Genomic DNA, 25,947 nt, shown 5'->3' with positions numbered 1-25,947 from the left:
CCACCTTATGCCAGCCGCAGCGGCAAGCTGCGCAACCGCTGCCCGGTCAGCTTGAACACCGCCGCCGCCACCGCCGGCGCGATCGGCGGCGTGGCCGGTTCGCCCACCCCTTCCGGGTGCTCCGCGCTCGGCATCACGATGGTCTCCACCTCGGGCGCGCGGTCCATGCGCAGCACCGGATAGTCGCCGAAGTTCGATTGCTGCACCCGTCCGTCGCGCAGGGTGATCTCGCCGGCCAGCGCCGCCGACAGGCCGAACAGCACCCCCGACTCCACCTGCTGAGCCACGATGTTCGGATTGACAACGATCCCGCAGTCGATCGCGCACACCACGCGGTGCACGCGGATCTCCCTGCCTTCCACCGAGACTTCCGCCACCTGCGCCACCGTGCTGCCGAACGAGCGGTGCAGCGCCACGCCGTGCGCCCGGCCCTGCGCCGGCTGGCCGGCGCGCGCGACCGCCGCGTCCAGCACCGCCAGCGCGCGCGGATGCTGTTCCAGCAAGGCGCGCCGGAAAGCGACGCTGTCCTGGCGCGCCGCATGGGCCAGCTCCTCGATGAAGCTCTCCTTGAAGAAGGCATTGTGCGAATGCCCCACCGAGCGCCAGTAGCCGATCGGCACCGGGCTGTCCACGGTCACGTGGGCGACGCGCTGGTTGGCGATCGCATACTGGTGGTCGTACTCGCCCTCGGCCGTGGTCTTGTCGGGCCCCACGCCCGGCAGGCCGAGGTTGCGCGGGAAGTACTGGTGGCCGATCGCGCCGCTGGCCGATTTGTTATCCCAGGCCAGGATATTACCCTGGGCGTCGAGGTGGGCGCGGAAGCGCGCCAGCGCGGCCGGGCGGTACATGTCGTGGGTGGTGTCGTCCTCGCGCGTCCAGATCAGCTGCACCGGCCGTCCCTGCGCCGCCGCCGCCACCGCGACCGCCTGCGCCACCATGTCGGCTTCCAGCCGGCGCCCGAAGCCGCCGCCCAGCAGCATGACCTCGATCGCCACCTGTTCGCGCGCCACGCCGGCCACGCGCGCGGCCACGTCGACCGCGATGCTGGGAACCTGGGTCGAGGCCCACAGGCGCACCTTGCCGCCTGCTACCTGGGCGGTGCAGTTGACCGGCTCCAGGGCCGCATGGGCCAGGAAAGGCGCGCGGTATTCGGCGCGCACCGTCAGGGCCGCGCCGGGCACGTCCTGGCTCCCGGTCTCGTGGTAGACATGGCCGTCCTCGCTTTCGAGCGCCAGCGCCAGGTCGTCGAACAGGCTCTCGCTCGACAGGCGCGCATGCTCGCCCTCGTCCCAGGTGACCGCCAGCTTTGCTGCGGCCTGGCGCGCCTGCCACCAGCTCGCGGCCAGCACCGCCACGCCGGCGCCGGCCCCCAGGCGCTCGCCCAGCGCGGGCGAGATGTCGACCACCGCCAGCACGCCCGGCATGGCCCTGGCCGGCGCCGCGTCGAAGCCGGCCACCTTGCCGCCCACCACGGGCGACATCCTGAGCGCCGCATACAGCATGCCGGCGGGACGCGCGTCGATGCCGAAGCGCGCGCTGCCATCGACCTTGGCGCGGCTGTCCAGGCGCGCCAAGGGCCGCCCGATCAGGCGGAATTCGCGCGGCTCCTTCAGGCGCACCGTGCCCGCCTCGATCGCGGCGCCGAGGCGCGCGGCCGGCGCCGCCAGCGCGCCATAGCCGAGCCGCCTGCCGTCGGGATGGAGCACGAAGCCGCCTTCCGTGCGCAGGCCGGCGGCGTCCGCCCGCCACTGCCGCGCGGCGGCGTCGACCAGCATGGCGCGCGCCACCGCACCCGCTTCGCGCATCGGCTGCCAGGCATCCTTGACACTGGTGGAGCCGCCGGTGAACATGATGCCCAGCTCGCGCCCGACCTTGGCCAGCATCCATTGCGCGCCCTGGCGCAGGGCGCCCGGATCGTCCGGATGGAAGGGGTGGTTCTCGCGCATGACGCTGACGTTGGCGTAGATCTTGTCGATCGGGGCGGCGGCGATGCGCACCGCCGCCAGGTCGACGTCGAGCTCCTCGGCCACCAGCATCGGCAGCGCGGTGTGCACGCCCTGCCCCATCTCGCTGCGCGGCACCACCACCGAGACCGTGCCGTCGGGCCCGATCGCGACCCAGCCGTTCAGGGCCACGGCGCCGTCCGCGACCGGCAGCGGGCTGGATGCATGCAGGCGCTGGCGCGGCGGCTGGCAGCCCCAGCCGACCAGCAGGGCGCTGCCGGCCATCAGGCCGCCGAGCAGGAAGCGGCGCCGGCCGGCCTTCGGCGCGACTGGCGGATCAGATCGCCGCGTCGGCGGCTGCACCAGCTTCAGCGTGCTCATCCTGCCCTTTCCCCCACCGCGCCAGTACGTCGGCGGCGGATACCGGCTTGCCGTACAGGTAGCCCTGCGCGCGGTTGCAGCCGTAGCGCTGCAGGAAGGCGGCCTGTTCCTCGCGCTCGACCCCTTCCGCGATCACGGACAAGTTCATGCTCTTGCCGAGCTGGATGATCGCGATCGCGATCGCCTCGTCGTCGGCATCGGTCGCGATGTCCTTGATGAAGCTGCGGTCGATCTTCAGGGTCTGGACCGGCAGCTGCTTCAGGTAGGCCAGCGACGAATAGCCGGTCCCGAAGTCGTCGATCGCCAGCCCGACGCCGATGGCGTGCAGGTCGTTGACGAACTGCAGGGCGTTCCCGGTTTCGCCGGTATCCATGATCACCGACTCGGTCACTTCCAGCTGTAGCCGCGAGGCGTCCAGGCCCGCCTCGCGCAGCACCGCGGCCACGGTCGGGGCGATGCCGCCATGCTCGAACTGGCGCACCGACAGGTTGACCGCCACTTTCGGCACATACAGGCCCGCGCGGTCCCAGCGCACCATCTGGCGGCAGGCCTCGGCCAGCACCCACTGCCCCAGCTGGCCGATGAAGCCGGTGTCCTCGGCCAGCGGGATGAAGCGGCCCGGCATCACCAGGCCGAGCTCCGGATTCTGCCAGCGCACCAGGGCCTCGACCCCGACCAGGCGCCCGCTGTCGATCTCGACCTGCGGCTGGTAGGCCAGGAAGATCTCGTTCTTCTCGATCGCGCGGCGCAGCATCGTTTCCAGGCGCAGGCGCTCGACGCCTTCGCCGCTCATCGACGGCGCGTAGAACTGGTAGCCGTTGCGCCCGCGCGCCTTGGCCTGGTACATCGCGACGTCGGCATTCCGGACCAGCATGTTCAGGTCGCGCGCATCCTGCGGGAACAGGCTGATGCCCACGCTGCCGGTGACGAACAGCTCGTAGCCGGAGACGGTGAAGGGCTGCTCGAACATCGCCATCAGCTTGCCGGCCACGGTGGCCGCGCCCGGCGCGCCGTCGACGTCTTCCAGCAGCACGATGAATTCGTCGCCGCCCAGGCGCGCCAGGGTGTCGCCCTCGCGCAGGCAGCCCGAGAGCGCCGCCGCGACCTGCTTGAGCAGCTCGTCGCCGACGTGGTGGCCGAGGGTGTCGTTGACGTTCTTGAAGCGGTCGAGGTCGATGAACAGCACCGCCAGCTGTTCGCCGTCGCGGTCGGCGCGCGCCATCGCGTGCTGCAGGCGGTCGTGGTACAGCAGCCGGTTGGGCAGCGCGGTCAGCGGGTCGTGGTGGGCCAGGTGGTCGAGCTTCTCCTGCGATTCCTTGACCTTGGTGATGTCGCTGAACACGCACACGTAGTGCGTGATCACGTCGGCGTCGTCGCGCACCGCGGACACGGTAAGCCATTCGAGGTAGACCTCGCCGTTCCGGCGCGTGTCCCAGATCTCGCCGCGCCAGAATCCGGTCTCGGCCAGGTCGCGCCACAGCGCCTGGTAGAACTGCTCGTCGTGGCGCGTGCTGCTGGTCAGGCTCGAGTGCCGGCCCAGGGCCTCGGCCTCGGTATAGCCGGTGATCTGGGTGAAGGCCGGGTTGGTGGCGACGATCTTGCCGTGCACGTCGAGCACCATCACGCCGTCGGCGATGTGTTCCAGCACGGTGGCGGCCAGGCGCAGCTTTTCCTCGGACCGCTTGCGTTCGGTGATGTCGGCGAACACCCAGATGCTGCCGTCGTTGGGGCGCGCCGGATCGAGCGCGCAGCCGCTCACCAGGCACCAGAACAGGCTGCCGTCGCGGCGCCTGAACTGGCGTTCCTCGCCGGTCTGGACGCCCTTCCCGGAGCGCATGGCGCCCTCGGTCCAGGCGCGTTCGTAATCGAGCCGGCTCGGATACAGGACTTCGGTCGAACCGCCCACCAGCTCGCCCTCGCCATAGCCGAACAGTTCCTCGCAGCGGCGGTTGGCCGACACCACGCGCCGCTGGCGCACGAACAGCACCCCGAACATGACGTTGTCGAGGATCGCGCCCTGCTCGGTCAGCAGGGCTTCGATGCGCATCTCGTTGTGCTTGCGCTCGCTGATGTCGGAGATGATGCCGTCGACCCGGAACGCGGCGCTGCCCGGCTCCCCGAGCGGCTGGCCGCTCTCCAGCACCCAGCGCTCGACGCCCTCGGCGTCGACGATCCGGTATTCGATCTGGTACGGGCGCCCCGCCAGCACCGCTTCCTTGACCAGGTGGCGGTGCATGCGGCGGTCTTCCGGATGGATGATGTCGGACCAGTTGTCGGTGGTGGCGAGCATGAAGCGCGCGGCCGGGTAGCCCGAAATCCCTTCGATCGCATCGCTGACGAAGTCGATCGCGCCGCCCGGACGGGCGCGGAACACGGCGCCCGGCACCTGGGTGACGATGGTGCGGAACTGCTCCTCGCGCCGGCCGATGTCGGCGAACAGGTCGCGGATCGCGATCCGCATGCGCTCCATCTGGCGGCCCAGGCGTCCCAGTTCGTCGTCCGCCCCCAGCGCCAGCGGGGTATCGAAATCGCCCTGCGCCAGGCGGTCGGAAAAGCCGGTCAGGGTGCGCAGGGGCGAGAGCAGGCGGCTCCTGAGCAGCAGCGCGATCAGCAGCAGCGACATGCCGACCTGCAGCGCCAGCACGAGCGCATAATTGCGCTGCTTGGCGCGCAGTTCCTGCTCGCTGCGGTAGTCGTCCATCTCGAGCGTCACGCGGCCGATGTGCTGGCCGCGCGCCACGATATCGCGCTCGGCGCGGTACAGGCGCCCGAGCGGACGGGTGGGCGCGCGCACGTCCATGAAGTCGGCGTCGGACAGCCCGCGCACCTCGATGTGGACCACGGCCGGATCGCGCATGAAGGAGTCGACCAGCGAGCGCGCCGCCTCCTGGTTCATGTCCCACAGCGAGTCCTGCATGCCGAGCGCCAGGATGTCGGCCTTGCGCTGGAGCGACTCGTCGAGCGCCTGCGCGGCCGCGTCGCGCTCCTGCACCCCGGCCAGCAGGTAGCTGCCGACGATGGCCGGCAGCGCCAGGGCGCCGAACACCACCAGCAGCAGGACGGCATAGATCGAGCGCCCGTAGAGTTTCTTCAGGCGGGAGGGCAAGGCGCGGAACTCGATGCTGGGCTTGGACATGAGACTGGCAGGCGCTCATCCGGCAACGCCTCGTGAGCAAGACCGGATATCTGAAACAAAGAATTGCCAGATTATGCACACAAGATTGCCGTGCGTCACTAACAACCGGCAACTCATGCAGGCTGCAAGTCAGGATGTCTGCAACGCGCGACAAGACTTGCTATGATTGAATTTCTTTCAAAGGAGAAATACATGAGCATTTCCATGACCACGGCGACCGTTCCGGTCTTCCGCCAGATGCTCGGCAGCCTGGCGGCCGTTCTCGAAAAGGCCGAGGCGCATGCCCAGGAGCACCGCATCGAGCCCGACGCCCTGCTGCAGGCGCGCCTGTACCCCGACATGTTCCCGCTGGTGCGCCAGGTCCAGATCGCGACCGACTTCGCCAAGGGTGCGACCGCGCGCCTGGCTGGCGTCGAGGTGCCGAGCTACGACGACAACGAGACCAGCTTCTCGCAGTTGCAGCAGCGCATCACCAAGACCCTGGGCTTCATCGACAGCGTGGCGCCGGCCGACATCGACGCCGGACAGCAGCGCCCGATCACCCATGGCGCGGGCGAACGCGCGCGCCACTTCGAGAATGGCGAGCGCTACCTGACCCGCTTCGCGCTGCCGAATTTTTATTTCCACCTGACGACCGCGTACGCGATCCTGCGCCACAACGGCGTACCGATCGGCAAGAAGGACTACATCGGCAGTTTCTAAAGGCCGGCGCCGGCCGGCGCCGGCTCAGGCGTCTCAGGTATTACGGCGCGGATATCCCTGGGCCAGGATCCGCTGCCACACCGCTTCCTTCTGGTCGGCGCTCATCGAGACCCAGTGGGCCACCTCGGCGACCGTGCGCCCGCATCCGCGGCACACGTCGTCGAAGGTGGTCGAGCATACCGCCACGCAGGGCGTGTCGGGACGTTCCGGCGGCGCGCCGGACGGCTTAGCGGGCGGGGCCGACATCGAGCTTGTCCCAGCCTTCGTGGCCGAGCTGTTCCATGGTATCGATATTCTTCTCGAAGATCTCGGCGGCGTCCGGGAAGGCCTCGACCGCGCGCGCGATGCTGTCCTCGCGCAGCAGGTGCAGGATCGGATACGGGGCCCGGTTGGTGTAGTTCGTGATGTCGTTCGCGTCGGTGTCCGCGAACTGGTACTGCGGATGGAAGCTGGCCACCTGCAGCTCGCCCTCGAGCTGCATGTCCTCGACGGCGGCGTCGGCCACGGCCAGGAATTCGTTGTAGTCCTCGAAGTCGTTCAGCACGAAGGGATGGATCAGCAAGGTCGTGTCGACCTGTTCGGCATCGGTATCCGACAGGCGCTGCAGCTCGTCCATCAGGGTCTCGAGCAGCGCTTCGGGGGTGGTCGCATTCGAGACGACATAGCGCACCTGCTCCTTGACATAGACCGATTTGGCGAACGGGCACAGGTTCAGGCCGATGACGGCCCGCTCCAGCCAGCGGCGGGTCGCGGCGATGATCGCGTCATCGTCGGCGTTCAGGTTGGCAGTGCTCATGGTGGTTCTTTCAAATGGATAAACGGTTGCCGGAAAACGGCAGGAACCGGATTGTACGCACTCTTTGCCTCGTCTCATAGATTGACAACCGGGCAAGCGCAAGCCTGGCCCGGCATGGCGCGCAGAACAAGCTTCCGCCCCCGGGAGCGCCGGCCCGGGCCCGGCCGGCACGGTCGCGTCAACCCGGCAATGCGCGCAACATGATGAGTACTTCCGGCATCTTCTGTTTTCATGATGCCAATTTACTTGAGTAAAGGGCCACAGGTTTTTTGTAACGAAGGTGACATACTTCTTGACTGACTCGACAATTGATTCGTACACTGCCCTCTTGTTCCGTCCATTCATTCCTGAATGCAACCTGGAAAGCCATGCAAGAAACGACTCGACACACCGTAGCGCTGGCCGCGCTGGCCCTGTTGGCCGCCGCTCCTCTCAGCCACGCGATGGATACCGCGTCCGCCACCGCCGTCCAGGCGGCGACCGGCGCGGGTGCACGCCCTGCCCTGCCCCAGGCCCTGACACCGATGAAGGTGGACGACTACCGCGAAACCGACCTGTGGGCGCGCATCCGCAGCGGCTACGCGGTGCCCGACGTGAACAACAACCTGGTCAGCCGCCACGCCCAGTGGTACAGCAGCCGCCCGGACTACCTGGCACGCATCTCGGGACGCGCCTCGCTCTACCTGTACCACGTGGTGCAGGAACTCGAAAAGCGCGGCATGCCGACCGAACTGGCGCTGCTGCCGGTGATCGAATCGGCCTTCAACCCGCAGGCCCTGTCGAGCGCGAACGCGGCCGGCATCTGGCAGTTCGTGCCGGGCACCGGCAAGGACTACAACCTGAAGCAGAACATGTTCAAGGACGAGCGCCGCGGCGTGCTGGCCTCGACCGATGCGGCCCTGACCTACCTGCAGCGTTTGTACACCATGTTCGGCGACTGGCACCTGGCCCTGGCGGCATATAACTGGGGCGAAGGCAATGTCCAGCGCGCGATCAAGAAGAACCAGGCGCTGGGCAAGCCGACCGACTTCGAAAGCCTGGCCGAGCTGATGCCGGCCGAGACCCGCAACTACGTGCCGAAGCTGCAGGCGGTCAAGAACATCGTCGCCAACCCGGGCCAGTTCGCGGTCACCCTGCCGGCGATCGACAACCAGCCCTACTTCACCACGATCGACAAGACGTCCGACATCGACCTCACCATCGCGGCCCAGCTGGCCGAGATGTCGGTCGACGAATTCAAGGCGCTCAACCCGCAGTTCAAGAAGCCGGTCATCACCGGCGGCGAGCAGACCAAGATCCTGCTGCCGAAGGAGAACGCGGAGAAGTTCCACCTGAACCTGGCTTCCTGGGGCCATGCCCTGTCGACCTGGACCACCCACAAGATCACCGGCGCGCGCGAGAGCATCGGTTCGCTGGCGTCGAAATTCGGCACCACGCCGGAAGTGATCCGCCAGGCCAACAACATCCCGGCGCAGACCCGCCTGAAGGCCGGCTCCACCATCCTGGTGCCGAAGACCTCGACCATGGCCCACGCCGACATCGCCGAGAACATCATCGACAACGCGGTGGTGGCGTTCGAGGCGGAACGCAGCGCCAAGCGCGGCAAGCTGGCCGGCAGCCAGCGCTTCAAGGCCAAGGCCGGCGTATCGACCGCCAAGAAGCGCGTCGCCCGCCACACCACGTCGAAGCGCAAGCAGCGCTGATCCGGGCCGGCCGTTTCTGGCCGGCAATAAGTGCACACGGCTGCGGCCGTGCTCGTGCACGTTTTCAGAAACTCCTGTATAGTGACGTTTGTGCGTTGCAAAATACCGCGCGGCCCTAGCCGCCCGAGCAATGCCTGTAGTACAAACCAAGCAGCATCGCTAACCTCAGGCGGCTTCATCAAGCGCCTCTTATAAAGCCCTCCCGCCCTGCGTGTCGAAGTCATGACACCGTCCCGGCGCAAAGCTTTTGTGCCGAAATTTCTTTCGTTTTCGAGTCATTTCGTAGTGTTGGTTCGCGTTGCTATTTTGCGCTCGCAACAACCGCGTGAGCGCGCATGATCTATTCCGAAAGTTAAGAACACAATGAGTTTTGAAGCACTAGGCTTACACGCGTCCCTCGTCAAGGCAGTGGCAGATGCCGGCTACACCAATCCGACCCCGGTCCAGGAGCAGGCGATCCCCGCCGCCATCGCCGGTCGCGACCTGTTGGTGTCGTCGCAAACCGGTTCGGGCAAGACCGCGGCGTTCATGCTGCCGGCCCTGCACCAGCTGGCCAACGCCGAGCAGGCGCCGCAGCCCCGCACCCCTGCGCAGGAAGCGCAGTCGGCGCGCGCACGTGGCGAACGTGTCCGTTTCAAGCCGGCCCAGCCGAAAATGCTGGTCCTGACCCCGACCCGCGAACTGGCACTGCAGGTGACCAGCGCGACCGAACAATACACCACCCAGATGCGCCGCATCCGCTGCGTCTCGATCCTGGGCGGCATGCCCTACCCGAAGCAGATGCAACTGCTGGCGAAGAATCCTGAAATCCTGGTGGCGACCCCGGGCCGCCTGATCGACCACATGGATTCGGGCAAGATCGATTTCTCGCAACTGGAAATCCTGGTCCTGGACGAAGCCGACCGCATGCTGGACATGGGCTTTATCGAAGACATCGAGAAGATCGTCGAGGCGACCCCGACGACCCGCCAGACCATGCTGTTCTCGGCCACCCTGGACGGCGTGGTCGGCAACATGGCGCGCCGCATCACGACCAACCCGATGGTGATCCAGATCGCCAGCGCCAACAATCGCCACGAGAACATCTCGCAGCGCGTGCACTTTGTCGACGACCTGTCGCACAAGAACCGCCTGCTCGACCACCTGCTGCGTGACGAGGCGCTGGACCAGGCCGTGGTGTTCACCGCGACCAAGCGCGACGCCGACATGATCGCCGACCGCCTGAACATCGCCGGCTTCGCGGCCGCCGCGCTGCACGGCGACATGCACCAGGGCGCGCGCAACCGCACCCTGGACAGCCTGCGCCGCGGCAGTGTCAAGGTGCTGGTGGCGACCGACGTCGCCGCGCGCGGCATCGACGTGCCGAACATCACCCACGTGGTGAACTACGACCTGCCGAAGTTCCCGGAAGACTACGTGCACCGTATCGGCCGTACCGGCCGCGCGGGCCGCAACGGCATCGCGATCTCGCTGGTGAACCACTCGGAAGGCATGAACATGCGCCGCATCGAGCGCTTCACCAAGCAGCCGGTCCCGGTCGGCGTCATCGAGGGCTTCGAGCCGAAGCGCGCGCCGGCAGCGGCGCGTCCGGGCTGGAAGCCGGGCGATGGCCGCAACGGCAAGCCGGGCCAGCGCAGCTTCTCGAAGCCGTCGGGTCCGCGCGAAGGTGGCTACGCCGGTCGCGGCACCGGCGACCGTCCGCAGTACGCCGACCGCGCTCCGCGTGCGGCTGGCACGGGCGAGCGCCCGCAGTACGAAGGCCGGTTCGCCGATCGCGGCCCGCGTGAAGGCGGCCATGCCGCCCGCGCCCCGGGCGAGCGTGCTCCGCGCGAAGGCGGCTACGCTGCCCGCACCACGAGCGAACGCGCTCCGCGCGACGGCCAGCGCCGCGAAGGCGGCTACAAGGGTTCGCACCCGCGCTCGATGGACGGCGCCCGCCGCTCGTTCGGCGAATAAGCCAGCCCTCGGCTGCGCATGAGAAACGGCTGCTTCGGCAGCCGTTTTTTTATCCATGCATCGCTGTCAACGGCATTCAGGGTCAGATCTGTCATTCGGACACCGAGCGAGCACCTTTGCGACATCTCAAAATGCTGGTTTGTTTATCCCAAACTCGCCAATGCTCGGCTCACCGTTGTCACCGAAACCCGCGCGCAACGGACAATGTCGAAAAGAGGAAAAAGTCTCAGCTTACTTAAAACCGTTCTGAGATTTCGCAAGGGTTGTGCGTCCGTGTCCGAATGACAGACCTGACCCTGAATGCCACGCTCGTTCCGGCTGCTTCGGCAGCCGTTTTTTTCGTCCGCACTATATAATCTGCGCCCGCCCGTTTCGTTTTCCGGAGTTCCGCCGTGCGCAAGCGCGTCCTCATCGTCAGCCCCGCCACCGCCCGCCAGAACAACGGCAACTGGCAGACTGCCAGCCGCTGGGCGCGTTTCCTGCGCGGTGTGCACGACGTCGCCATCACCGATGCCTGGCATGCGGGCGATCCGGCGCCCGACCTGCTGGTGGCGCTGCATGCGCGCCGCTCGGCGGCGTCGCTGGCCGCCTTTCGCCGCGCCTGCCCGGACCGCCCCACGGTGCTGGTCCTGACCGGCACCGACCTGTACCGCGACATCGCTTCCTCGCCGGAGGCCCAGGCCTCGCTGGCGGCGGCGCATGCGCTGGTGGTGCTGCAGGAAGCCGGCCTCGCCCTGCTGCCCGCAGCCCTGCGCGCGAAAACCCGCGTGATCTACCAGTCCGCGCCCGCGCTGGCGCCGCACCGGCCGGACAAGCGGCGCCGCCACGACCTGTGCATGATCGGCCACCTGCGCGAGGAAAAGGATCCGCTGACCTTCATCCGCGCCGCCGCACTGCTCACCCGCCCCGACGCGCGCCTGCTGCACATCGGCGGCGCGCTCGACCCGGCGCTGGGCGACGCGGCGCGGGCGGCGATGGCGGACAATCCGCGCTACCGCTGGCTCGGTCCCCTGCCCCATGCGCAGGCGCGCCAGCGCCTGAAGCGCTGCCACGCGATGGTCATCGCCTCGACCATGGAAGGCGGGGCCAACGTCATCATCGAAGCCGTCACCTGCGGCGTGCCGGTGCTGGCGTCCGATATCGACGGCAACCGCGGCATGCTGGGCCGCGACTATGCCGGCTATTTTCCGGTCGGCGACGCCGGTGCGCTGGCGCGGCTCATCGAGCGCAGCATCGGGGACCGCGCCTTTCTGGAACTGCTGCGCCGCCAGTGCGCGGCGCGCGCGCCGCTGTTCGCGCCAAAGGCGGAGCAAGCGGCGGTGCGTGACTTGGTGGATAATCTGCTGCACACCAACGGAGACCTTAAGAAACCGTAGCGAGCGGCAGCAATGTTGGCTGAGAAACGCAGCTGTACGGGAGTACAGCGAGCATCGCAAGCCGACAGTGCAACGCGCAGTAGGTTTCGAGGTCACCAATCATCCCTATCTTCCGGAACCGACATGAGCAACACGACCGAACAAGCCATCAAACTCACTTCCTTCTCCCACGGCGGCGGCTGCGGCTGCAAGATCGCCCCGGGCGTGCTGGCCGAGATCCTGAAGAAGTCGGGCGGCTTCCCGGTGCCGAAGGAGCTGATGGTCGGCATCGAGACCGCCGACGACGCCGCGGTCTACAAGCTGAACGACGAGCAGGCCCTGATCGCCACCACCGACTTCTTCATGCCGATCGTCGACGATCCCTTCGACTTCGGCCGCATCGCCGCCACCAACGCGATCTCGGACGTGTACGCGATGGGCGGCACCCCGATCATGGCCCTGGCCCTGGTCGGCATGCCGGTCAACAAGCTGCCGCTCGATACCATCGGCCAGATCATCCGCGGCGGCGAATCGATCTGCGCGGAAGCGGGCATCCCGATCGCCGGCGGCCACACGATCGACTCGGTCGAGCCGATCTACGGCCTGGTGGTGCTGGGCCTGGTGCATCCGTCCAAGGTCAAGCGCAATGCCGACGCCCGCGCCGGCGACCTGCTCGTCCTCGGCAAGCCGCTCGGCGTGGGCGTGCTGTCGGCCGCGCTGAAGAAGGATGCGCTGGACGCGGCAGGCTACGCCGCCATGATCGCCAACACCACCAAGCTGAACAAGCCGGGCAAGGCGCTGGCCGAGATGGCGGGCGTGCACGCGCTGACCGACGTCACCGGCTTCGGCCTGCTCGGCCACCTGCTCGAACTGGCGCGCGGCGCCCAGTTGTCGGCCCGCCTCGACATGGACGCGGTGCCGCTGCTGCCGGGCGTGCTGCAACTGGCGCAGGACGGTTTCTTCACCGGCGCGTCAGGCCGCAACTGGGATGCCTACGGCAAGGATGTCGAGCTGGATGCGGCGATCACGCCGGCCCAGCGCGCGCTGCTGACCGATCCGCAGACGTCGGGCGGGCTGCTGGTGTCCTGCGATCCGGCGTCGGTGGACGAGGTGCTGGCGCTGTTCGCGCGCGAAGGCTTCGGGCACGCCGCCGTGATCGGCCGCATGGAAGCGGGCGCGCCGAAGGTCAGCGTCGGCGCCTGAGGCGCCTCGGCGCACAGGCCCGCGCCGTGCACGCCGGCGCGCTAGCCGGCGGTGCGTGCTAGCGATGCTGGCGCCGTTCCGACGGCAGCTCCTCGCACTCCCCGGGCCGCAGGCCTTCGCGCCCATGCACCCATGCCGGCACGCGCACCGGCGCCGGCCGGCGCAGCCTGAGCACGAGCGCGCCCAGCGCCAGCAGGACCAGCACGACGGCCGCCAGGGCCAGCGCGGCCGGCAAGGGGAAATGGACAGCGGCAGCTTGGCTCATGGCATCTCCCTTCAGGTGGCCCGCGCACGGTCGGTCCCGGCGCAAGCCCTACTGTGCCCTTATCTGCCTGAAAGGAATTGATTAAGCGCAATATTCAAGAGTGGCCGGGCAACACCGGATCGATCGCCACCGGCGCTGCCTTGCCGCCGGCCTGACCCACGCGCTCGTACTCGGCGATGACCTGGGCGCCGAGCAGCAGCAGGGTGGCGGCGATTTCGATACTGAACATGACCACGATGGCGGTGGCCATCGAGCCGTACACGATGTTCACCTGCGACAGGGTGGAGAAATACCAGACCAGCACATGGCGCGCCGCCTCCCACAGCAGCGCGGCGGTGAAGCCGCCGATCAGGGCGTGCCAGACCGACAGCCGCCCGACCGGCATCACCAGGTAGATCGAGCTCAGCACCAGGATCTCGCCCGCCAGGCCGAGCAGGTAGAGCAGCACCCCGGACACCCCGTTCAGCGACCACTGGTAGCCGAACAGCCAGACGCTCTCCTCGCCCATCACCTGCAGGGTGCCGGCGACCAGGCTGACGATCATGATGCCGATGCCCAGCGCCAGCATATAACAGTAGGGCAGCACCGCCGAGACCCAGAAGCGGCGCTTGCGGATCGCGAAGCGGTGCACGAAGATCACGCTCATCGCGTTCTCCAGCACCGTGAAGGCGAAGGAACTGAAGAACAGCATCGTCACCGCCAGCACCCAGGTGATGGCCGGGCGGTTGTCGAGGAAGTTGTCGACCTCGGCGACGATCGAGCCCGACTGGCCCGGCACCAGCAGCTCGAGGTAGCGGCGCAGGGTGTCGAGCAGCTCGACCTGGTCGATGAAGTGCGACAGCACCACCACCACCAGCATCAGGAAGGGGATGATCGAGAGCAGCGCGTAATAGGCGACCGCGCCGGCCAGCAGCAGGCCCTGGTTGGCGCGGAAAGCCTTCAGGACCTGCAGGCCGAAGGCCAGCGGGTGCGAAACGATGTAGGCGTTGGCGCGGTAATCCATCAGGCGCGCGCGCCAGTCCCGCAAGCGGGTCATCGCGCCAGCCTGATCCCGGTGAACTGCCAGCGCGCTCCGGCCGGGAAGAAGTTGCGGTAGCTGGGACGGGCATGGCCGTCCGGGGTGGCGCAGGACGAGCCGCGCAGGACGTACTGGTTGACCATGAACTTGCCGTTGTATTCGCCGATCGCGCCCGGCGCCGGCGCATAGCCGGGGTAAGGCGCGTAGCTGCTGGACGTCCACTGCCAGCAGGCGCCGAACATCTGGATCAAGCCTTCGCCGCTGGCGCCCGCCGGATGCAGGGCGCCGCCGGCCAGGCAGGCCTGGCGCGCGGCGAATTCCCATTCGGCCTCGGTCGGCAGGCGCGCGCCGCGCCAGCGCGCATAGGCGTCGGCTTCGTACAGCGAGACGTGGGTGACCGGGCGCTGCGGGTCGAGCGCCTGCACCCCGTGCAGGGTGAATTCGCCCCATCCGCCCTCCTGCCCGAGCCAGTACAGCGGATGCTGCAATTCGCCGGCGCAGACCCGGTCCCAGCCCTCGGACAGCCAGAGCGCCGGGTCGCGGTAGCCGCCGGCCTCGATGAAGGCCAGGTATTCGGCGTTGGTCACCAGGCGCGATGCCAGCGCGAACGGCGCCACATAGGTGCGGTGGCGCGGCAGCTCATTGTCGAAACAGAAGCCGCGTCCGCCAAAGCCGATTTCGGCCAGCCCGCCCTCGAACGGGATCCAGTCGGACGCCGGCGCCGGGGCGGCATGTCCGAGCGGGTCGGCCTCATACGCGGGATACAGCGGATTCTGCGCCAGCAGGTGCTTGACGTCGGTGAGCATCAGCTCCTGGTGCTGCTGCTCGTGCTGCAGGCCGAGTTCGACCAGCGCCGCCAGCGCCGGGTCGGCCCCGCACTCGAGCAGGCGCCGGATGCGGCCGTCGACCTGGGCGCGGTAGGCGCGCACCTCGTCCAGCGAGGGCCGGGTCAGCAGGCCGCGCTGCGGGCGCGGATGCTTGGCGCCGACGCCGTTGTAGTAGGAATTGAACAGCACCCGGAAGGCCGGATGGAAAGGCGTGAACCCTTCCTCGCGCGGCTTCAGGATGAAGGTCTCGAAGAACCAGGTGGTGTGCGCCAGGTGCCACTTGACGGGACTGGCGTCGGGCATCGACTGGGCGCAGCAGTCCTCGGCGCTCAACGGCTCGGCGAGGTGCAGGGAGCGCTGGCGCACCGACTGGAAGGCCTGGACCAGGGTATCGGGTTGCGCTTCGCTCATGGCTAGACCGCCTGTGCGTGGATGACGGCGAACCAGCGCTGCGGATCGGTCCACAGGTGGGTCGCCTCGAAGCCCGAGCGCTCCAGCAGGTCGATGGCGTCGGCCTGCTGGTACTTGTAGCTGTTCTCGGTGTGGATATGCTCGCCCGCCTCGAAGCGGCGCTCGCCGCCGCGCCAGCGCACGTGCTGGGCGCTGCGCGCCTCCAGGTGCATCTCGACCCGGCCCAGCTCCGGATTGTAGAAGCCGTGGTGGCGCCACTGGCGGATGTCGAAGTCGGCGTCGAGCAGCTCGTTCACGTGGCGCAGGATGTTCAGGTCGAAGGCGGCGGTGACCCCGAGCGCGTCGTCGTAGGCCGCGTCCAGCACCGCCTTGTCCTTGGCCAGGTCGATGCCGATCAGGAGCCCGCCGTCGCGTCCGCACTGCGCGCGCAGGCGGCGCAGGAAGCCGTGCGCCTCGTCGGGCGTGAAGTTGCCGATCGACGAGCCGGGGTAGAAGAACAGGCGGCGCTCGGCCCGCACCAGCGGCGGCAGCTCGAAGCGGGTGGAGAAATCCATGCCCAGCCCTTCCATCGCGATGTCGGGAAAGCGCTGGCGCAGGCTGGCCAGCGCCACGCACAGGAACTCGGCCGAGATGTCGACCGCCACGTACTGGGCCGGCTGCAGGAGCGGGAACAGCGAGGCGGCCTTGGCGCAGTTGCCCGCGCCCAGGTCGACCAGCGTGGCGTCCGAGCCGGCCGCGCGCGCGATCTCGGCGCCGTGGTGCTCGAAGATGGACGCCTCGGTGCGGGTCGGGTAATACTCGGGCAGCTCGCAGATGGCCTCGAACAGCCGGGACCCGAGCGCGTCGTACAGGAACTTGGGCGAGATCCAGGCGTGGCGCGCCAGCAATCCGGCGTGCAATTCCTCGGCTTCGTGGGCATTTGCCACCGGCATGCCGGCTCGATGGGAAAGATCGTCGGTCGTGCAGGATGTCAGCATAAGGTTTATCATTCGTGCCGCCATACCGCACCATGCGAGATGGCCTGTAAGCATTGCAGTTCTTGCTATCATAGCGGATTCCTCGATCGCGCCGCATCCGCTTGGCGTCCAAGCGTGCACCCCGGGTTTCCCATCCTCAACCTGAATAAAAACAGCCACCATGACCTCGTTCATCCGCCGTCGCTTCCTGACCAACCTGATCCTCGCCGCCTCCGGCAGCCTGCTGCTGGCCGGCGCCGTCGCCGCCCAGGGCAGCGCCGGCGTGCTGCGCGTCTCGGCGATCCCCGACGAAGCGCCGACCGAACTGCAGCGCAAGTTCAAGCCGCTGGGTGAGTACCTGGCCAGGGCCACCGGCCTGAAGGTCGAGTTCACCCCGGTCACCGACTACGCGGCCTCGGTCGAGGGCCTGATCAACCGCAAGATCGACATGGTCTGGTTCGGCGGCTTCACCTTCGTGCAGGCCAACGTGCGCAGCAAGGGCCAGGTCACGCCGCTGGTGCAGCGCGCCGAGGACGAGAAGTTCCGTTCGGTCTTCATCACCACCCAGCCGGGCATCAACAAGCTGGAAGACCTGCGCGGCAAGACCCTGGCCTTCGGCTCGGAATCGTCGACCTCGGGCCACCTGATGCCGCGTTCCTTCCTGCTGGGCGCGAAGGTCGATCCGGACACCGACCTCAAGCGCGTGGCCTTCTCGGGCGCGCATGACGCGACCGTGGCGGCGGTGGCGGGCGGCAAGGTCGACGCCGGCGCGCTCAACATCTCGGTCTGGGAAAAGCTGGTCGAAGCGAAGAAGGTCGACCCGAAGGAAGTGCGCGTGTTCTACACCACCCCGGGCTACTTCGACTACAACTGGACCGTGCGCAGCGACATGGACCCGGCGCTGAAGAAGAAGATCACCGACGCCTTCCTGGCGCTGGACGCCTCGACCCCGCAGGGCAAGGAAATCCTCGACCTGCAGCGCGCCACCCGCTTCGTGCCGACCAGGACCGCGAACTACGGCGCCATCGAGGCGGCCGCGCGCAACGCCGGCCTGCTGAAGTAAGCAGACGGCGGGCAGGCGATGACGAGCTTCCGGCTCCGGCAACTGACGGTGCGCCACCTGACGGGCAGCAAGGCGCCCGCGCTGCACGCGCTCGACCTGGTCATCGGCCAGGGCGAGCAGGTGGCGCTGATCGGACCGTCCGGGGCTGGCAAGACCACCCTGCTGTCCACCCTCGCCTGCGCCCACCGGCCGGCCGAGGGCTCGCTCGACGTGCTGGGCCAGGATCCCTGGGCCCTGTCCCAGGACGCACGCCATCGCCTGCGCGCGCGCCTGTTCCTGGCGCCGCAGACGCCGCCCCTGCCGCCGCGCCAGCGCGTGGTGACGGCGGTGCTGGCCGCGCGCCTGCCGCACTGGAGCCTGTGGCAGGCCCTGGGCTCGCTGGTGCGCCCGCGCGATCCCGACGCCGCCCATGCGGCCCTGAGCCGCTTCGGCCTGGGCGACAAGCTGTATGCGCGCGTCGACCGCCTGTCCGGCGGCGAGCGCCAGCGCTGCGGCCTGGCGCGCCTGCTGCTGTCCACCGCCGAAGCGCTGCTGGTGGACGAACCGATATCCGCGCTCGACCCGAACCTGGCGCGCCACACCCTGGCCACCCTGCGCCAGGAAGCGCAGGCGCGCGGCGCCACCCTGGTGTGCAGCCTGCACCAGGTCGACCTGGCGCGCGAGCAGTTCCCGCGCCTGGTCGGACTGCGCGACGGCCGCATCGTGTTCGACGCCGCGCGCGAACAGGTCAGCGACGCCATGATCGCCGAGCTGTATGCGAACGAGAGCGTGCAGCCGCATCCCGCCACCCCGCACGAATCGCCCGACCGCCTCGCCGTCGGCGCCTGCTACTGATGGCGGTCGCGCATCCCGATCCGGCCTGGCGCACGCGCCTGGCCGCCGGCGCCGTGTTCCTGGTCCTGCTGTGGCCGATGCTGGCGGCGAGCGAGTTCAAGCCCTGGCTGCTGTTCGATGCGCAGAGCCTGCGCGCGGCCGGCATGTTCCTGTCCGATTTCCTGAAGCCGGCGCACGACCCCGAATTCCTGCGCATGGTGCTGTCCGAGACCTGGCAGACGGTGGCGATCGCCACCGCCGGGCTGGCGCTGGCCCTGCTGGGCGCGGTGCCGGCGACCCTGGTCATCACTTCGCGGCTGTCGGTGTCGCGCCTCGGCACCGGACGCACCCGCCCCCTGGCGGCGCTGGTGCGCCAGGCGCTGCGCTGGGTGCTGGTGGTGCTGCGCAGCGTGCCGGAACTGGTGTGGGCGCTGCTGTTCGTGCGCATCGTCGGCCTCGGCCCCACCGCCGGGGTGCTGGCGATCGCCCTGTCCTATAGCGGCATGCTGGCCAAGGTGTATGCCGAGATCCTCGAATCTTCCGACGCCCACGCCACCGACGCGCTGCTGGGCAACGGCAGTCCGCGCCTGGGCGCGCTGCTGTACGGCGCCCTGCCCGACTCGAGCGCCGAGCTGGTGTCCTATACCGTGTACCGCTGGGAGTGCGCGATCCGCGGCTCGGCGGTGATGGGCTTCGTCGGCGCGGGGGGGCTCGGCCAGCGCCTCGACGAATCGACCAGGATGATGGCCGGCGGCGAAGTGGCGACCATGCTGCTGGTGTTCGTGCTGCTGGTGGCCGCGGCCGACGGCGTCTCGAAACTGCTGCGCGCGAGGCTGGCATGAAGCGCGCCGCACTGTCTTCGGCTCCGCCGCCTCCGCCGCGCTCGATCGCTACCTGGCTGCTGCTGGCCGGCCTGGTCGCGCTGGTGGTCGCCAGCTTCGCCACCCTGCCGCTGCAATGGAAGGCCTTCTTCACGGTCGAGGCGATCGATTCGGCGGCCGAATTCCTGCGCGGCTTCGCGCCGCCCGAGACCAGTCCCGCCTTCCTGTGGAAATGCGCGCTGGCGCTGCTCGAGACCCTGGCCATGTCGGCGGTCGGCACCCTGCTGGCCGCCATCTTCGGCCTGCTGCTGGCGCTGCCGGCGTCCGGTCGCATGGGCGCCCTGCTGCGCGGGCCGACCCGCATCGTGCTCAACGTGCTGCGCTCGGTGCCCGAGCTGGTCTGGGCCGCCGTACTGCTGGTCGCCGCCGGCCTGGGACCGCTGCCCGGCACCCTGGCGCTGGCCGCGCACACCACCGGCGTGCTGGGACGGCTGTTCGCCGACGCGCTCGAGAACGTCGAGCCGCTGCCGGAAGCCAGCCTGCGCGCCAACGGCGCGCCGGCCCTGGGCGCCTTCTTCTACGCCACCCTGCCGCAGGCGCTGCCGCAGATGCTCTCGTACACCCTGTACCGCTGGGAGAACAACATCCGCGCGGCGGCGGTGCTGGGCGTGGTCGGGGCCGGCGGCCTGGGCCAGATGCTCAAGTACCACCTGTCGCTGTTCCAGATGCAGAGCGCGGCCACGGTGGTGATCGCGATGCTGCTGCTGGTGGCCTTCGTCGACGCGGCCAGCTTCCTGCTGCGCCGTGCCCTGACCCGCTGATCCGCTGACCCATACGACCCATGCTCGAACTCGACCGGCTCACCAAATCCTACGGCGGACGCACCGTGCTGGACGGCCTGTCGCATGCGTTCCGGGCCGGCGAATTCGTCGCCATCATGGGCGAGTCCGGGGTCGGCAAGTCGACCCTGCTGAACCTGATCGCCGGCCTCGACACGCCGGACTCCGGGCGGGTGATCGTCGACGGCACCCCGATGTCGGCCCTCGACGACGACGCCGCCACGCGCCTGCGCCGCACCCGCATGGGCTTCATCTTCCAGGCCTTCCACGTGCTGCCGCACCTGACCCTGCGCCAGAACGTGGCGCTGCCCCTGCTGCTGAACCACGAACCGGATGCGCGCGCCGACGCCATGCTGGAAGCGGTGGGCCTCGGCGGGCGCGGCAACGACTTCCCGCGCCAGCTGTCGGGCGGCGAGATGCAGCGGGTGGCGATCGCGCGCGCGCTGGTGCACCGCCCCGCCCTGCTGCTGGCCGACGAACCGACCGGGAACCTCGACCCCGACACCGCCGGTGGCATCCTCAGGCTGCTGCGCAGCGAAACCCGCGCCCACGGCGCCGGCGCCATCATGGTGACCCACTCGCATGCTGCGGCCGACATGGCCGACCAGGTGCTGCTGCTGACAAGTTCCGGATTGAAATTCGCGTAAATTCCAGGAAGAAACGCGACAATAAGGCAACTTTAGTTAAATCGTGTAATCGTGCGTGACGCAATCGTAGTACTATCACAACGACCAGCCGCCGTATTAGCGAACACAACAGGCTGGGCACCTTTCCAAAACAGTCGATCTGTCCTCAAACCCATGTTTTCATCTTGGAGAGCCCAACATGAGTGTAAGACAGAAAAAACAGGAAATGCTCGAAGCGATGCACCGGGCCCGCGCCCTGGAGCCGTCGAGTTTTGTGCCGAACAAGCTGCTCGATACCCTCATCGAGCGCCTGCAGCTGAAGAATGACGCCGAGCTGTGCCGCGTACTCGAGGTGCAGCCGCCGATCATCAGCAAGATCCGCCACCGCAAGCTCAATGTGGGCGCGACCATCCTCCTGCGCATGCACGAGAAGTCGAACATCCCGATCCGCGAGCTGAAGGAACTGACCAGCGCCTCCTCGATCCATTAGCCCTGGGCGGGCGGTCTCCCGGTCTTGAGCTGGGGGAGCGCCGCCAGCACGCTCTTCAGGGTGGGAAGATCCAGCTGGCCCAGCAGGGCCACGCCGATGCGCAGCAATTCGCTCTTCTTGACATCGATGCCCGCGCGCAGGCAGGCCTGCTTGACGTCGGCCAGCACCGCGTACTCGTGTTCCGGCATGGTGAAGCTGTCGCGCACCAGCAAGGGGCGCGCCTCCTCGGCGCCCTCGCGCCCGGCGCGCGCCGGCGCCTTCTGCGCGGTCTTCTTCGCGGGCGGTGCGGCGATGGCCTTCGCGGCCGCCTTCACGGCGGTCCTGAGGGGCTTGGCGCGGGCCGGCGCGGCGCTCTTCGCCGGCGCGGCCTTGGCTGCGGGCTTGGCTGCGGGCTTGGCCGCGGGCTTGGCCGCGGCGGCGCGTGCGGGGGCGGCCCTGGGCGCCGTGGCTGCGGGGCCGTTCGCGCGCGCGCTGGTCGCCGGCGCCGCGCTGCCGGTCGCCGTTTTCCTTGGCATGATGTGTGACTCCAACGTTCAAAGGGCGAACAATATAAACGATTTGCCCGCCGAACGGTAGGCGCGCACGATTCAGGCGTCGTCGACGATCAGATGGCCGCCCGGTCCCTGCCGGCCGCGCTCATGAGGATTCCGCGATGTCGGAGGCGCGGGCCTGCGCCAGCAGCAGGCGCGCTTCCTCGAATTCGTAGCGCGACAGGTGGTGGTCCAGGCGCGCCAGCGCGCCCGCAGGCAGCACCCCGGCCAGCGCGCCACGCGCGCTGGCGAAATAATCGCGGGCCTCGCCCGAGAATTCGGCCAGCAGCGTGTCGAGCTCGGCGACCGCCCTGGCCGCATCCTGGCTTGCCGCGCATGGCGCGGCCGCCGGGGCGCGCGCGCCGGCGCCGGCGAAGTGCCGGTCGAGCGCGGCCATCACGCTGGCCAGCGCCTGTTCCAGCGCGCCGGCGCTGCGCGCCAGTGCCGGGCCGGTGACGCCCGGGCTGGCCCGGCGCGCCCCCTCCTCCACTTCCTGGGCCAGGGCCTGCACGTCGCGTGCGCCGATGTTGCCGCACACGCCGCGCAGGGTATGGGCGCGGCCGGCGGCCTCGCTCAACCGTCCCGAGGCCAGGTCGGCGCGGATGCAGCTGCCGGCGTCGCGCTGGGTGTCGCGCAGGCGGTCGAGCAGCTCCAGGTAGAGCGCGCCGTTGCCGCCCACGTTACGCAGGCCGAAGGCGGTGTCGATCCCGGTCAGCGCCGGCAGCGCGGGCTGGGCGGGCTGGTCGGGCGCCGGCGGCGCGGGCCGCGCCGGCAGGCCCTTTCCGAGCCAGCGCGCCAGGGTCGCGTACAGCTTTTCCGGGTCGACCGGCTTGGTGATGTAGTCCTGCATGCCTTCGCGCAGGCAGCGCTCGCGGATCTCGGCCAGCGCATGCGCCGTCATCGCGATCACCGGCAGCTCGGCGAAGCGCGGGTCGCGGCGCAGCTCCACCGTCGCCGCGTGCCCGTCCAGCTGCGGCATCTCGAGGTCCATCAGCACCAGGCGGTAGGCGCCCGGCCCGGCCGCGAGCAGCTTGTCGAGCGCCTGGCGGCCGGTGGCGGCGACGTCGACATCGATGCCCTGCGCTTCCAGCAGCTCGCGCGCGATCTGCTGGTTGACCGGGTTGTCCTCGGCCAGCAGCACGCGCGCCGCCAGCTGGCCGGCGCCGGCCACGCTGGCGCCGGCGGCCCCCGTGCGCCCGCGACCGAACAGCCCCGCCAGCGCCTCGGCCAGCGCCGACTGCACGAAGGGCTTGAACAGGATGCCGTTCACGCCGGCCGCCTCGGCCGCCGCCTGCACCTCCTCGCGCCCGAACGGGGTGGCCAGGATGCTCAGCGGCTGGCTGCGCAGCGCGGCATCCGCCTTGAGGCGGCGCACCAGGTCGATGCCGTCCATGCCTTCCATGCCGCAGTCGGTCAGCACCAGCCGGTACGGCATCCCGGCGGCGTCGGCGGCGCCGATCGCGGCCTCGGCCTGGCGCGCGTCGGCAGCGCAATCGACCCGCAGCGGCAGCACCGCCAGCGCCTCGCGCAGCACCGCGCGCGCCAGCGCGCTGTCGTCGACCACCAGCACGCGCGCCCCGGCCAGCTCGGCCGGCGCCCTGAACGCCGCCTCCGGCTCGCCGGACAGCGCGAACTCGAGGTCGAACAGGAAGGTCGAGCCGGCGCCGGGCGCGCTCTCGACCGCGATCCGTCCGCCCATCAGGCCCACCAGCTGCTGCGAGATCGACAGTCCGAGGCCGGTGCCGCCGTATTCGCGGGTGGTCGAGCCGTTGGCCTGGCTGAACGCACGGAACAGCTTGGCCTGCTGTTCCTCGCCGATGCCGATCCCGGTGTCGCGCACCGCGAAGCGCAGGCGCACCTTGCCGGCCGGCGCCCCGCGCAGCGGAATGCAGGACAGCTGCAGCTCGCCGCCGGGCGTGAACTTGACCGCGTTGTTGACCAGGTTGATCAGGACCTGGCCCAGGCGCAGCGGATCGCCGACCAGCTGGCGCGGCACCGCATGCGGCACGTGGAACAGGTATTCGAGCTGCTTGTCGGCGGCGCGCTGGCTGGTCACGCTGGCGACATTCGCGAGCACGTCGTCGAGGCAGAACGGCACCTGCTCGACCTCCAGCTTGCCGGCCTCGATCTTGGAGAAGTCGAGGATGTCGTTGATGATCCCCAGCAGCGACAGCGCGGCGCGGTGGATCTTGCCGACGTAGTCCTGCTGCTTGGGATCGAGGTCGGTGCGCAGCGCCAGGTAGGCCATGCCGATGATCGCGCTCATCGGGGTGCGGATCTCGTGGCTCATGTTGGCCAGGAACTCGGACTTGGCCACGTTGGCCGCCTCGGCGCGCAGGTTCGATTGCGTCAGTTCCTCGGTGCGGGCGGCGATCTTCTGTTCCAGGTCCTCGTTCAGTTCGCGCAACTGCTGCTCGATGCGGCTCTTCTCGTGCAACAGCTTGGAGGTCGCCTGCTCGGCCTGGCGCAGCCGGTTCAGGGTGTCGCGGAAGCTGAGCACCGCCGACGACAGGCGTCCCACCTGGTCGCGCCGGCCGATGCCCGACAAGCGGATGTCGGTCTCGCCGCGCGCCAGCTTTTCCAGCGCGTCCTGGATGTCGGCGAAGGGCTGCGACATGCGCCGCCCGACCACGAACACGCACAGCACGATCGCCAGGGTCAGGAGCACGTTGGCGGCCGCGGTATGGATGATCTGGCCGCGCAGGTCCTCGTCGCTCTGCTGGCGCGAGAAGGCCAGCTCGATCACGCCGACCGAATAGGCGCGGCTGCCGTCGTTGAAGGCGATGCGGCGCCGCACCCGCACCGCGGCCATGCCGTTGTCGCGGTTGTCCAGCGCTGCCAGCAGGCTGCCGTCGGGCGCCAGCACGCGCAGGGTCTGGACCTCGGGCGTGGCGCCGAGCGCGTCGACCACCGAGGACACGGCGGCGCTGTTGATGTCGAACAGCGGACGCGCCAGCGCGTGCGACAGCACCGTGGCCTGGCGCTCGATGCGCTCCTGCAGCCTGGCGTCGGCCTCGGCCCGCAGCGCATGCAGGGTGTAGGTGGTGTAGACGCCGGTCGACAGGGCGACCGCGAGCACGATCCCGGCGCCGAGCCGGAACACGATGTTCTGGCGCCAGTTCTCGACCAGCCGGTGCGGCAGCAGCCGCACGCCGCGCCGGCGGCTCACCGGCCTCCCGCGGCGGCGGCCTGTTCGCGCTTGCGGTAGGCCGGGCTGGTGCGCACCTGCGCGATCGTGTCCCACAGGCGCGCCGCGAGCTGCGGCTGGCTGGCCACGAAGGCGTGCGACAGCACCAGGTAATAATCCTTTTCCACCAGCGGCAGCGGCGCCACTTCGAGGAAGGCGCCGAGCGGGCCGCGCATCATGCGCGCGGCGTCGCCGCCGCCGAGCGCGGCGCCCGACACCCGGCCCGCGATCAGCTTCTGCGCCAGTTCATCGGAGCGCTGGCTGCCCTCGTCCACCGGCACCTGGCGCGCGCGCAGGAAGTCGCCCACCGAGTAGCCCAGCTGGACGCCGATGCGGCCGTGCAGGTGCTTGAACTGCTTGCCGTCCCACTCGAGCCGGCTGCCGCGGCGGCGCACCAGCATGTAGCTGTCGACGTGCATGCGCCTGGAGCGGTCGGCCTGCTGGCCGCCCGGGAAGGCGCCCAGCGCCATGCGCTCCTGGTTGAAGCTGACCGCGAAGGCGCCGCTGACCTGGTTGGTCTTGAGCTGCTCCAGGCAGCGCTTCCACGGCATGCTCTGGTAGTCGAAACTGACGCCGGTGCGGCGCGCGACCTCGTTCAGCAGGTCGAAATTCAGGCCGCCGCCGTCCAGCGTGCGCCAGGGCGCCACGGCCTGGCGCTCGAAGCACAGGGTGACGCTGCCCGGCCCGGCGGCCCGGGCCAGGGCGCACCAGACGGAAAGCACGAGAAAGACGAAGCGCTGCATGGAGTTCCGAGGGCGAATGTGATTGAACAGACAATCATCGGAGTATGCCATCAGACATTGCTGAGTAACAGCAAAATGAAGGCGCCGTGCCGGCTGCGCGACAGTGGGTTCGCCGGCCCTTGTCCGGCAAGCCCGGGACCAGCCTTCGACAACGATCGCCGTGCGCCGGACATGGCCGGCGGC

At 69.1% G+C, this 25,947-nt stretch carries 22 protein-coding genes; 11 read left to right on the top strand and 11 right to left on the bottom strand.

Annotation, left to right across the window (positions count from 1 at the left end; genetic code table 11):
- Positions 1-5 precede the first annotated feature (5 nt).
- The gene (locus H162_RS0114945; RefSeq protein ID WP_020654286.1) at positions 6-2,324 is read right to left on the bottom strand and encodes a xanthine dehydrogenase family protein molybdopterin-binding subunit; all 2,319 of its coding nucleotides are present in this window, start codon (positions 2,322-2,324) and stop codon (positions 6-8) included.
- The gene (locus H162_RS0114940; protein ID WP_020654285.1) at positions 2,281-5,460 is read right to left on the bottom strand and encodes a bifunctional diguanylate cyclase/phosphodiesterase; all 3,180 of its coding nucleotides are present in this window, start codon (positions 5,458-5,460) and stop codon (positions 2,281-2,283) included. Before H162_RS0114940 ends, H162_RS0114945 begins: the two co-directional genes overlap by 44 nt.
- Positions 5,461-5,652: 192 nt before the next feature.
- Here H162_RS0114940 and H162_RS0114935 point away from each other — a divergent pair, with 192 nt between their 5' ends.
- On the top strand, positions 5,653-6,162 hold the full coding sequence (locus H162_RS0114935; protein WP_020654284.1) for a DUF1993 domain-containing protein: 510 nt from the start codon (positions 5,653-5,655) through the stop codon (positions 6,160-6,162).
- Between the two features lie 33 nt (positions 6,163-6,195).
- Here H162_RS0114935 and H162_RS0114930 read toward each other — a convergent pair whose 3' ends face one another.
- Together H162_RS0114930 and H162_RS0114925 are read right to left on the bottom strand one after the other, a co-directional pair.
- Complete coding sequence (locus H162_RS0114930; protein ID WP_020654283.1) at positions 6,196-6,408, bottom strand: DUF1289 domain-containing protein; 213 nt, start codon at positions 6,406-6,408, stop codon at positions 6,196-6,198.
- Positions 6,389-6,958 (bottom strand): DUF1415 domain-containing protein, encoded by a 570-nt coding sequence (locus H162_RS0114925; protein ID WP_020654282.1) that lies wholly within the window; start codon positions 6,956-6,958, stop codon positions 6,389-6,391. The genes H162_RS0114930 and H162_RS0114925 overlap by 20 nt, the downstream gene beginning before the upstream one ends.
- Positions 6,959-7,326: 368 nt before the next feature.
- Here H162_RS0114925 and H162_RS0114920 point away from each other — a divergent pair, with 368 nt between their 5' ends.
- The 4 genes from H162_RS0114920 to selD all read left to right on the top strand — a co-directional run bounded on the left by H162_RS0114920 (position 7,327) and on the right by selD (position 13,175).
- The gene (locus H162_RS0114920; RefSeq protein ID WP_026354663.1) at positions 7,327-8,661 is read left to right on the top strand and encodes a transglycosylase SLT domain-containing protein; all 1,335 of its coding nucleotides are present in this window, start codon (positions 7,327-7,329) and stop codon (positions 8,659-8,661) included.
- Between the two features lie 363 nt (positions 8,662-9,024).
- Positions 9,025-10,617: a DEAD/DEAH box helicase gene (locus H162_RS0114915; protein WP_026354662.1), complete on the top strand. Its 1,593-nt coding sequence runs from the start codon at positions 9,025-9,027 to the stop codon at positions 10,615-10,617.
- A 392-nt stretch (positions 10,618-11,009) separates the two neighbouring features.
- Positions 11,010-11,993 carry a selenoneine biosynthesis selenosugar synthase SenB gene (gene senB, locus H162_RS0114910; protein ID WP_020654279.1) on the top strand — a complete coding sequence of 328 codons (984 nt, stop codon included), beginning with the start codon at positions 11,010-11,012 and terminating at the stop codon, positions 11,991-11,993.
- A 123-nt stretch (positions 11,994-12,116) separates the two neighbouring features.
- The gene (selD, locus tag H162_RS0114905; RefSeq protein ID WP_020654278.1) at positions 12,117-13,175 is read left to right on the top strand and encodes a selenide, water dikinase SelD; all 1,059 of its coding nucleotides are present in this window, start codon (positions 12,117-12,119) and stop codon (positions 13,173-13,175) included.
- Between the two features lie 58 nt (positions 13,176-13,233).
- Here selD and H162_RS34045 read toward each other — a convergent pair whose 3' ends face one another.
- The 4 genes from H162_RS34045 to egtD all read right to left on the bottom strand — a co-directional run bounded on the left by H162_RS34045 (position 13,234) and on the right by egtD (position 16,628).
- Complete coding sequence (locus tag H162_RS34045) at positions 13,234-13,440, bottom strand: hypothetical protein (protein ID WP_156885624.1); 207 nt, start codon at positions 13,438-13,440, stop codon at positions 13,234-13,236.
- Positions 13,441-13,534: 94 nt separating this feature from the next.
- Positions 13,535-14,476, bottom strand: coding sequence for a YihY/virulence factor BrkB family protein (locus tag H162_RS0114895; RefSeq protein ID WP_020654276.1), 942 nt, complete (start codon positions 14,474-14,476; stop codon positions 13,535-13,537).
- Positions 14,473-15,696 carry an ergothioneine biosynthesis protein EgtB gene (gene egtB / locus H162_RS0114890; RefSeq protein ID WP_020654275.1) on the bottom strand — a complete coding sequence of 408 codons (1,224 nt, stop codon included), beginning with the start codon at positions 15,694-15,696 and terminating at the stop codon, positions 14,473-14,475. Before egtB ends, H162_RS0114895 begins: the two co-directional genes overlap by 4 nt.
- 2 nt (positions 15,697-15,698) lie before the next feature.
- Positions 15,699-16,628 (bottom strand): L-histidine N(alpha)-methyltransferase, encoded by a 930-nt coding sequence (egtD, locus tag H162_RS0114885; protein ID WP_020654274.1) that lies wholly within the window; start codon positions 16,626-16,628, stop codon positions 15,699-15,701.
- Positions 16,629-16,833: 205 nt separating this feature from the next.
- Here egtD and H162_RS0114880 point away from each other — a divergent pair, with 205 nt between their 5' ends.
- The 6 genes from H162_RS0114880 to H162_RS0114855 all read left to right on the top strand — a co-directional run bounded on the left by H162_RS0114880 (position 16,834) and on the right by H162_RS0114855 (position 21,304).
- Positions 16,834-17,715, top strand: coding sequence for a putative selenate ABC transporter substrate-binding protein (locus H162_RS0114880; protein WP_020654273.1), 882 nt, complete (start codon positions 16,834-16,836; stop codon positions 17,713-17,715).
- A gap of 18 nt (positions 17,716-17,733) precedes the next feature.
- Complete coding sequence (locus tag H162_RS0114875; RefSeq protein ID WP_020654272.1) at positions 17,734-18,549, top strand: phosphonate ABC transporter ATP-binding protein; 816 nt, start codon at positions 17,734-17,736, stop codon at positions 18,547-18,549.
- Positions 18,549-19,370, top strand: a complete 822-nt coding sequence (locus H162_RS0114870) for a PhnE/PtxC family ABC transporter permease (protein WP_020654271.1) — start codon at positions 18,549-18,551, stop codon at positions 19,368-19,370. Before H162_RS0114875 ends, H162_RS0114870 begins: the two co-directional genes overlap by 1 nt.
- The gene (gene phnE, locus H162_RS0114865) at positions 19,367-20,170 is read left to right on the top strand and encodes a phosphonate ABC transporter, permease protein PhnE (protein ID WP_020654270.1); all 804 of its coding nucleotides are present in this window, start codon (positions 19,367-19,369) and stop codon (positions 20,168-20,170) included. The genes H162_RS0114870 and phnE overlap by 4 nt, the downstream gene beginning before the upstream one ends.
- 20 nt (positions 20,171-20,190) lie before the next feature.
- Complete coding sequence (locus H162_RS0114860; RefSeq protein WP_020654269.1) at positions 20,191-20,835, top strand: ABC transporter ATP-binding protein; 645 nt, start codon at positions 20,191-20,193, stop codon at positions 20,833-20,835.
- 178 nt (positions 20,836-21,013) lie between these two features.
- Positions 21,014-21,304 carry a hypothetical protein gene (locus H162_RS0114855; RefSeq protein ID WP_026354661.1) on the top strand — a complete coding sequence of 97 codons (291 nt, stop codon included), beginning with the start codon at positions 21,014-21,016 and terminating at the stop codon, positions 21,302-21,304.
- On the opposite strand, the gene H162_RS30965 is transcribed toward H162_RS0114855, so the two are convergent.
- The 3 genes from H162_RS30965 to H162_RS0114840 form a co-directional block, all read right to left on the bottom strand.
- A complete protein-coding gene (locus H162_RS30965; RefSeq protein WP_051109936.1) occupies positions 21,301-21,819 on the bottom strand; it encodes a hypothetical protein in 519 nt (172 codons plus the stop codon). The two genes, H162_RS0114855 and H162_RS30965, sit on opposite strands and share 4 nt — an antisense overlap.
- Before the next feature lie 121 nt (positions 21,820-21,940).
- Complete coding sequence (locus H162_RS30960) at positions 21,941-25,003, bottom strand: response regulator (protein ID WP_020654265.1); 3,063 nt, start codon at positions 25,001-25,003, stop codon at positions 21,941-21,943.
- On the bottom strand, positions 25,000-25,764 hold the full coding sequence (locus H162_RS0114840; RefSeq protein WP_020654264.1) for a substrate-binding periplasmic protein: 765 nt from the start codon (positions 25,762-25,764) through the stop codon (positions 25,000-25,002). Before H162_RS0114840 ends, H162_RS30960 begins: the two co-directional genes overlap by 4 nt.
- Positions 25,765-25,947 lie beyond the last annotated feature (183 nt).

The organism is Massilia niastensis DSM 21313, assembly GCF_000382345.1.
In the GTDB taxonomy this organism is placed as follows: domain Bacteria; phylum Pseudomonadota; class Gammaproteobacteria; order Burkholderiales; family Burkholderiaceae_D; genus Telluria; species Telluria niastensis.
Note: the sequence above shows the minus strand (reverse complement) of the source record. Positions and strands in the feature narration are given on the sequence as shown.

Bases quoted from the DNA above. Each gene is read 5' to 3' on its own strand.
- H162_RS0114945 (WP_020654286.1), bottom strand. From the start codon at position 2,324: ATGAGCACGCTGAAGCTGGTGCAGCCGCCGACGCGGCGATCTGATCCG.
- H162_RS0114940 (WP_020654285.1), bottom strand. From the start codon at position 5,460: ATGTCCAAGCCCAGCATCGAGTTCCGCGCCTTGCCCTCCCGCCTGAAG.
- H162_RS0114935 (WP_020654284.1), top strand. From the start codon at position 5,653: ATGAGCATTTCCATGACCACGGCGACCGTTCCGGTCTTCCGCCAGATG.
- H162_RS0114930 (WP_020654283.1), bottom strand. From the start codon at position 6,408: ATGTCGGCCCCGCCCGCTAAGCCGTCCGGCGCGCCGCCGGAACGTCCC.
- H162_RS0114925 (WP_020654282.1), bottom strand. From the start codon at position 6,958: ATGAGCACTGCCAACCTGAACGCCGACGATGACGCGATCATCGCCGCG.
- H162_RS0114920 (WP_026354663.1), top strand. From the start codon at position 7,327: ATGCAAGAAACGACTCGACACACCGTAGCGCTGGCCGCGCTGGCCCTG.
- H162_RS0114915 (WP_026354662.1), top strand. From the start codon at position 9,025: ATGAGTTTTGAAGCACTAGGCTTACACGCGTCCCTCGTCAAGGCAGTG.
- selD (WP_020654278.1), top strand. From the start codon at position 12,117: ATGAGCAACACGACCGAACAAGCCATCAAACTCACTTCCTTCTCCCAC.
- H162_RS34045 (WP_156885624.1), bottom strand. From the start codon at position 13,440: ATGAGCCAAGCTGCCGCTGTCCATTTCCCCTTGCCGGCCGCGCTGGCC.
- H162_RS0114895 (WP_020654276.1), bottom strand. From the start codon at position 14,476: ATGACCCGCTTGCGGGACTGGCGCGCGCGCCTGATGGATTACCGCGCC.
- egtB (WP_020654275.1), bottom strand. From the start codon at position 15,696: ATGAGCGAAGCGCAACCCGATACCCTGGTCCAGGCCTTCCAGTCGGTG.
- egtD (WP_020654274.1), bottom strand. From the start codon at position 16,628: ATGCCGGTGGCAAATGCCCACGAAGCCGAGGAATTGCACGCCGGATTG.
- H162_RS0114880 (WP_020654273.1), top strand. From the start codon at position 16,834: ATGACCTCGTTCATCCGCCGTCGCTTCCTGACCAACCTGATCCTCGCC.
- H162_RS0114875 (WP_020654272.1), top strand. From the start codon at position 17,734: ATGACGAGCTTCCGGCTCCGGCAACTGACGGTGCGCCACCTGACGGGC.
- H162_RS0114870 (WP_020654271.1), top strand. From the start codon at position 18,549: ATGGCGGTCGCGCATCCCGATCCGGCCTGGCGCACGCGCCTGGCCGCC.
- phnE (WP_020654270.1), top strand. From the start codon at position 19,367: ATGAAGCGCGCCGCACTGTCTTCGGCTCCGCCGCCTCCGCCGCGCTCG.
- H162_RS0114860 (WP_020654269.1), top strand. From the start codon at position 20,191: ATGCTCGAACTCGACCGGCTCACCAAATCCTACGGCGGACGCACCGTG.
- H162_RS0114855 (WP_026354661.1), top strand. From the start codon at position 21,014: ATGAGTGTAAGACAGAAAAAACAGGAAATGCTCGAAGCGATGCACCGG.
- H162_RS30965 (WP_051109936.1), bottom strand. From the start codon at position 21,819: ATGCCAAGGAAAACGGCGACCGGCAGCGCGGCGCCGGCGACCAGCGCG.
- H162_RS0114840 (WP_020654264.1), bottom strand. From the start codon at position 25,764: ATGCAGCGCTTCGTCTTTCTCGTGCTTTCCGTCTGGTGCGCCCTGGCC.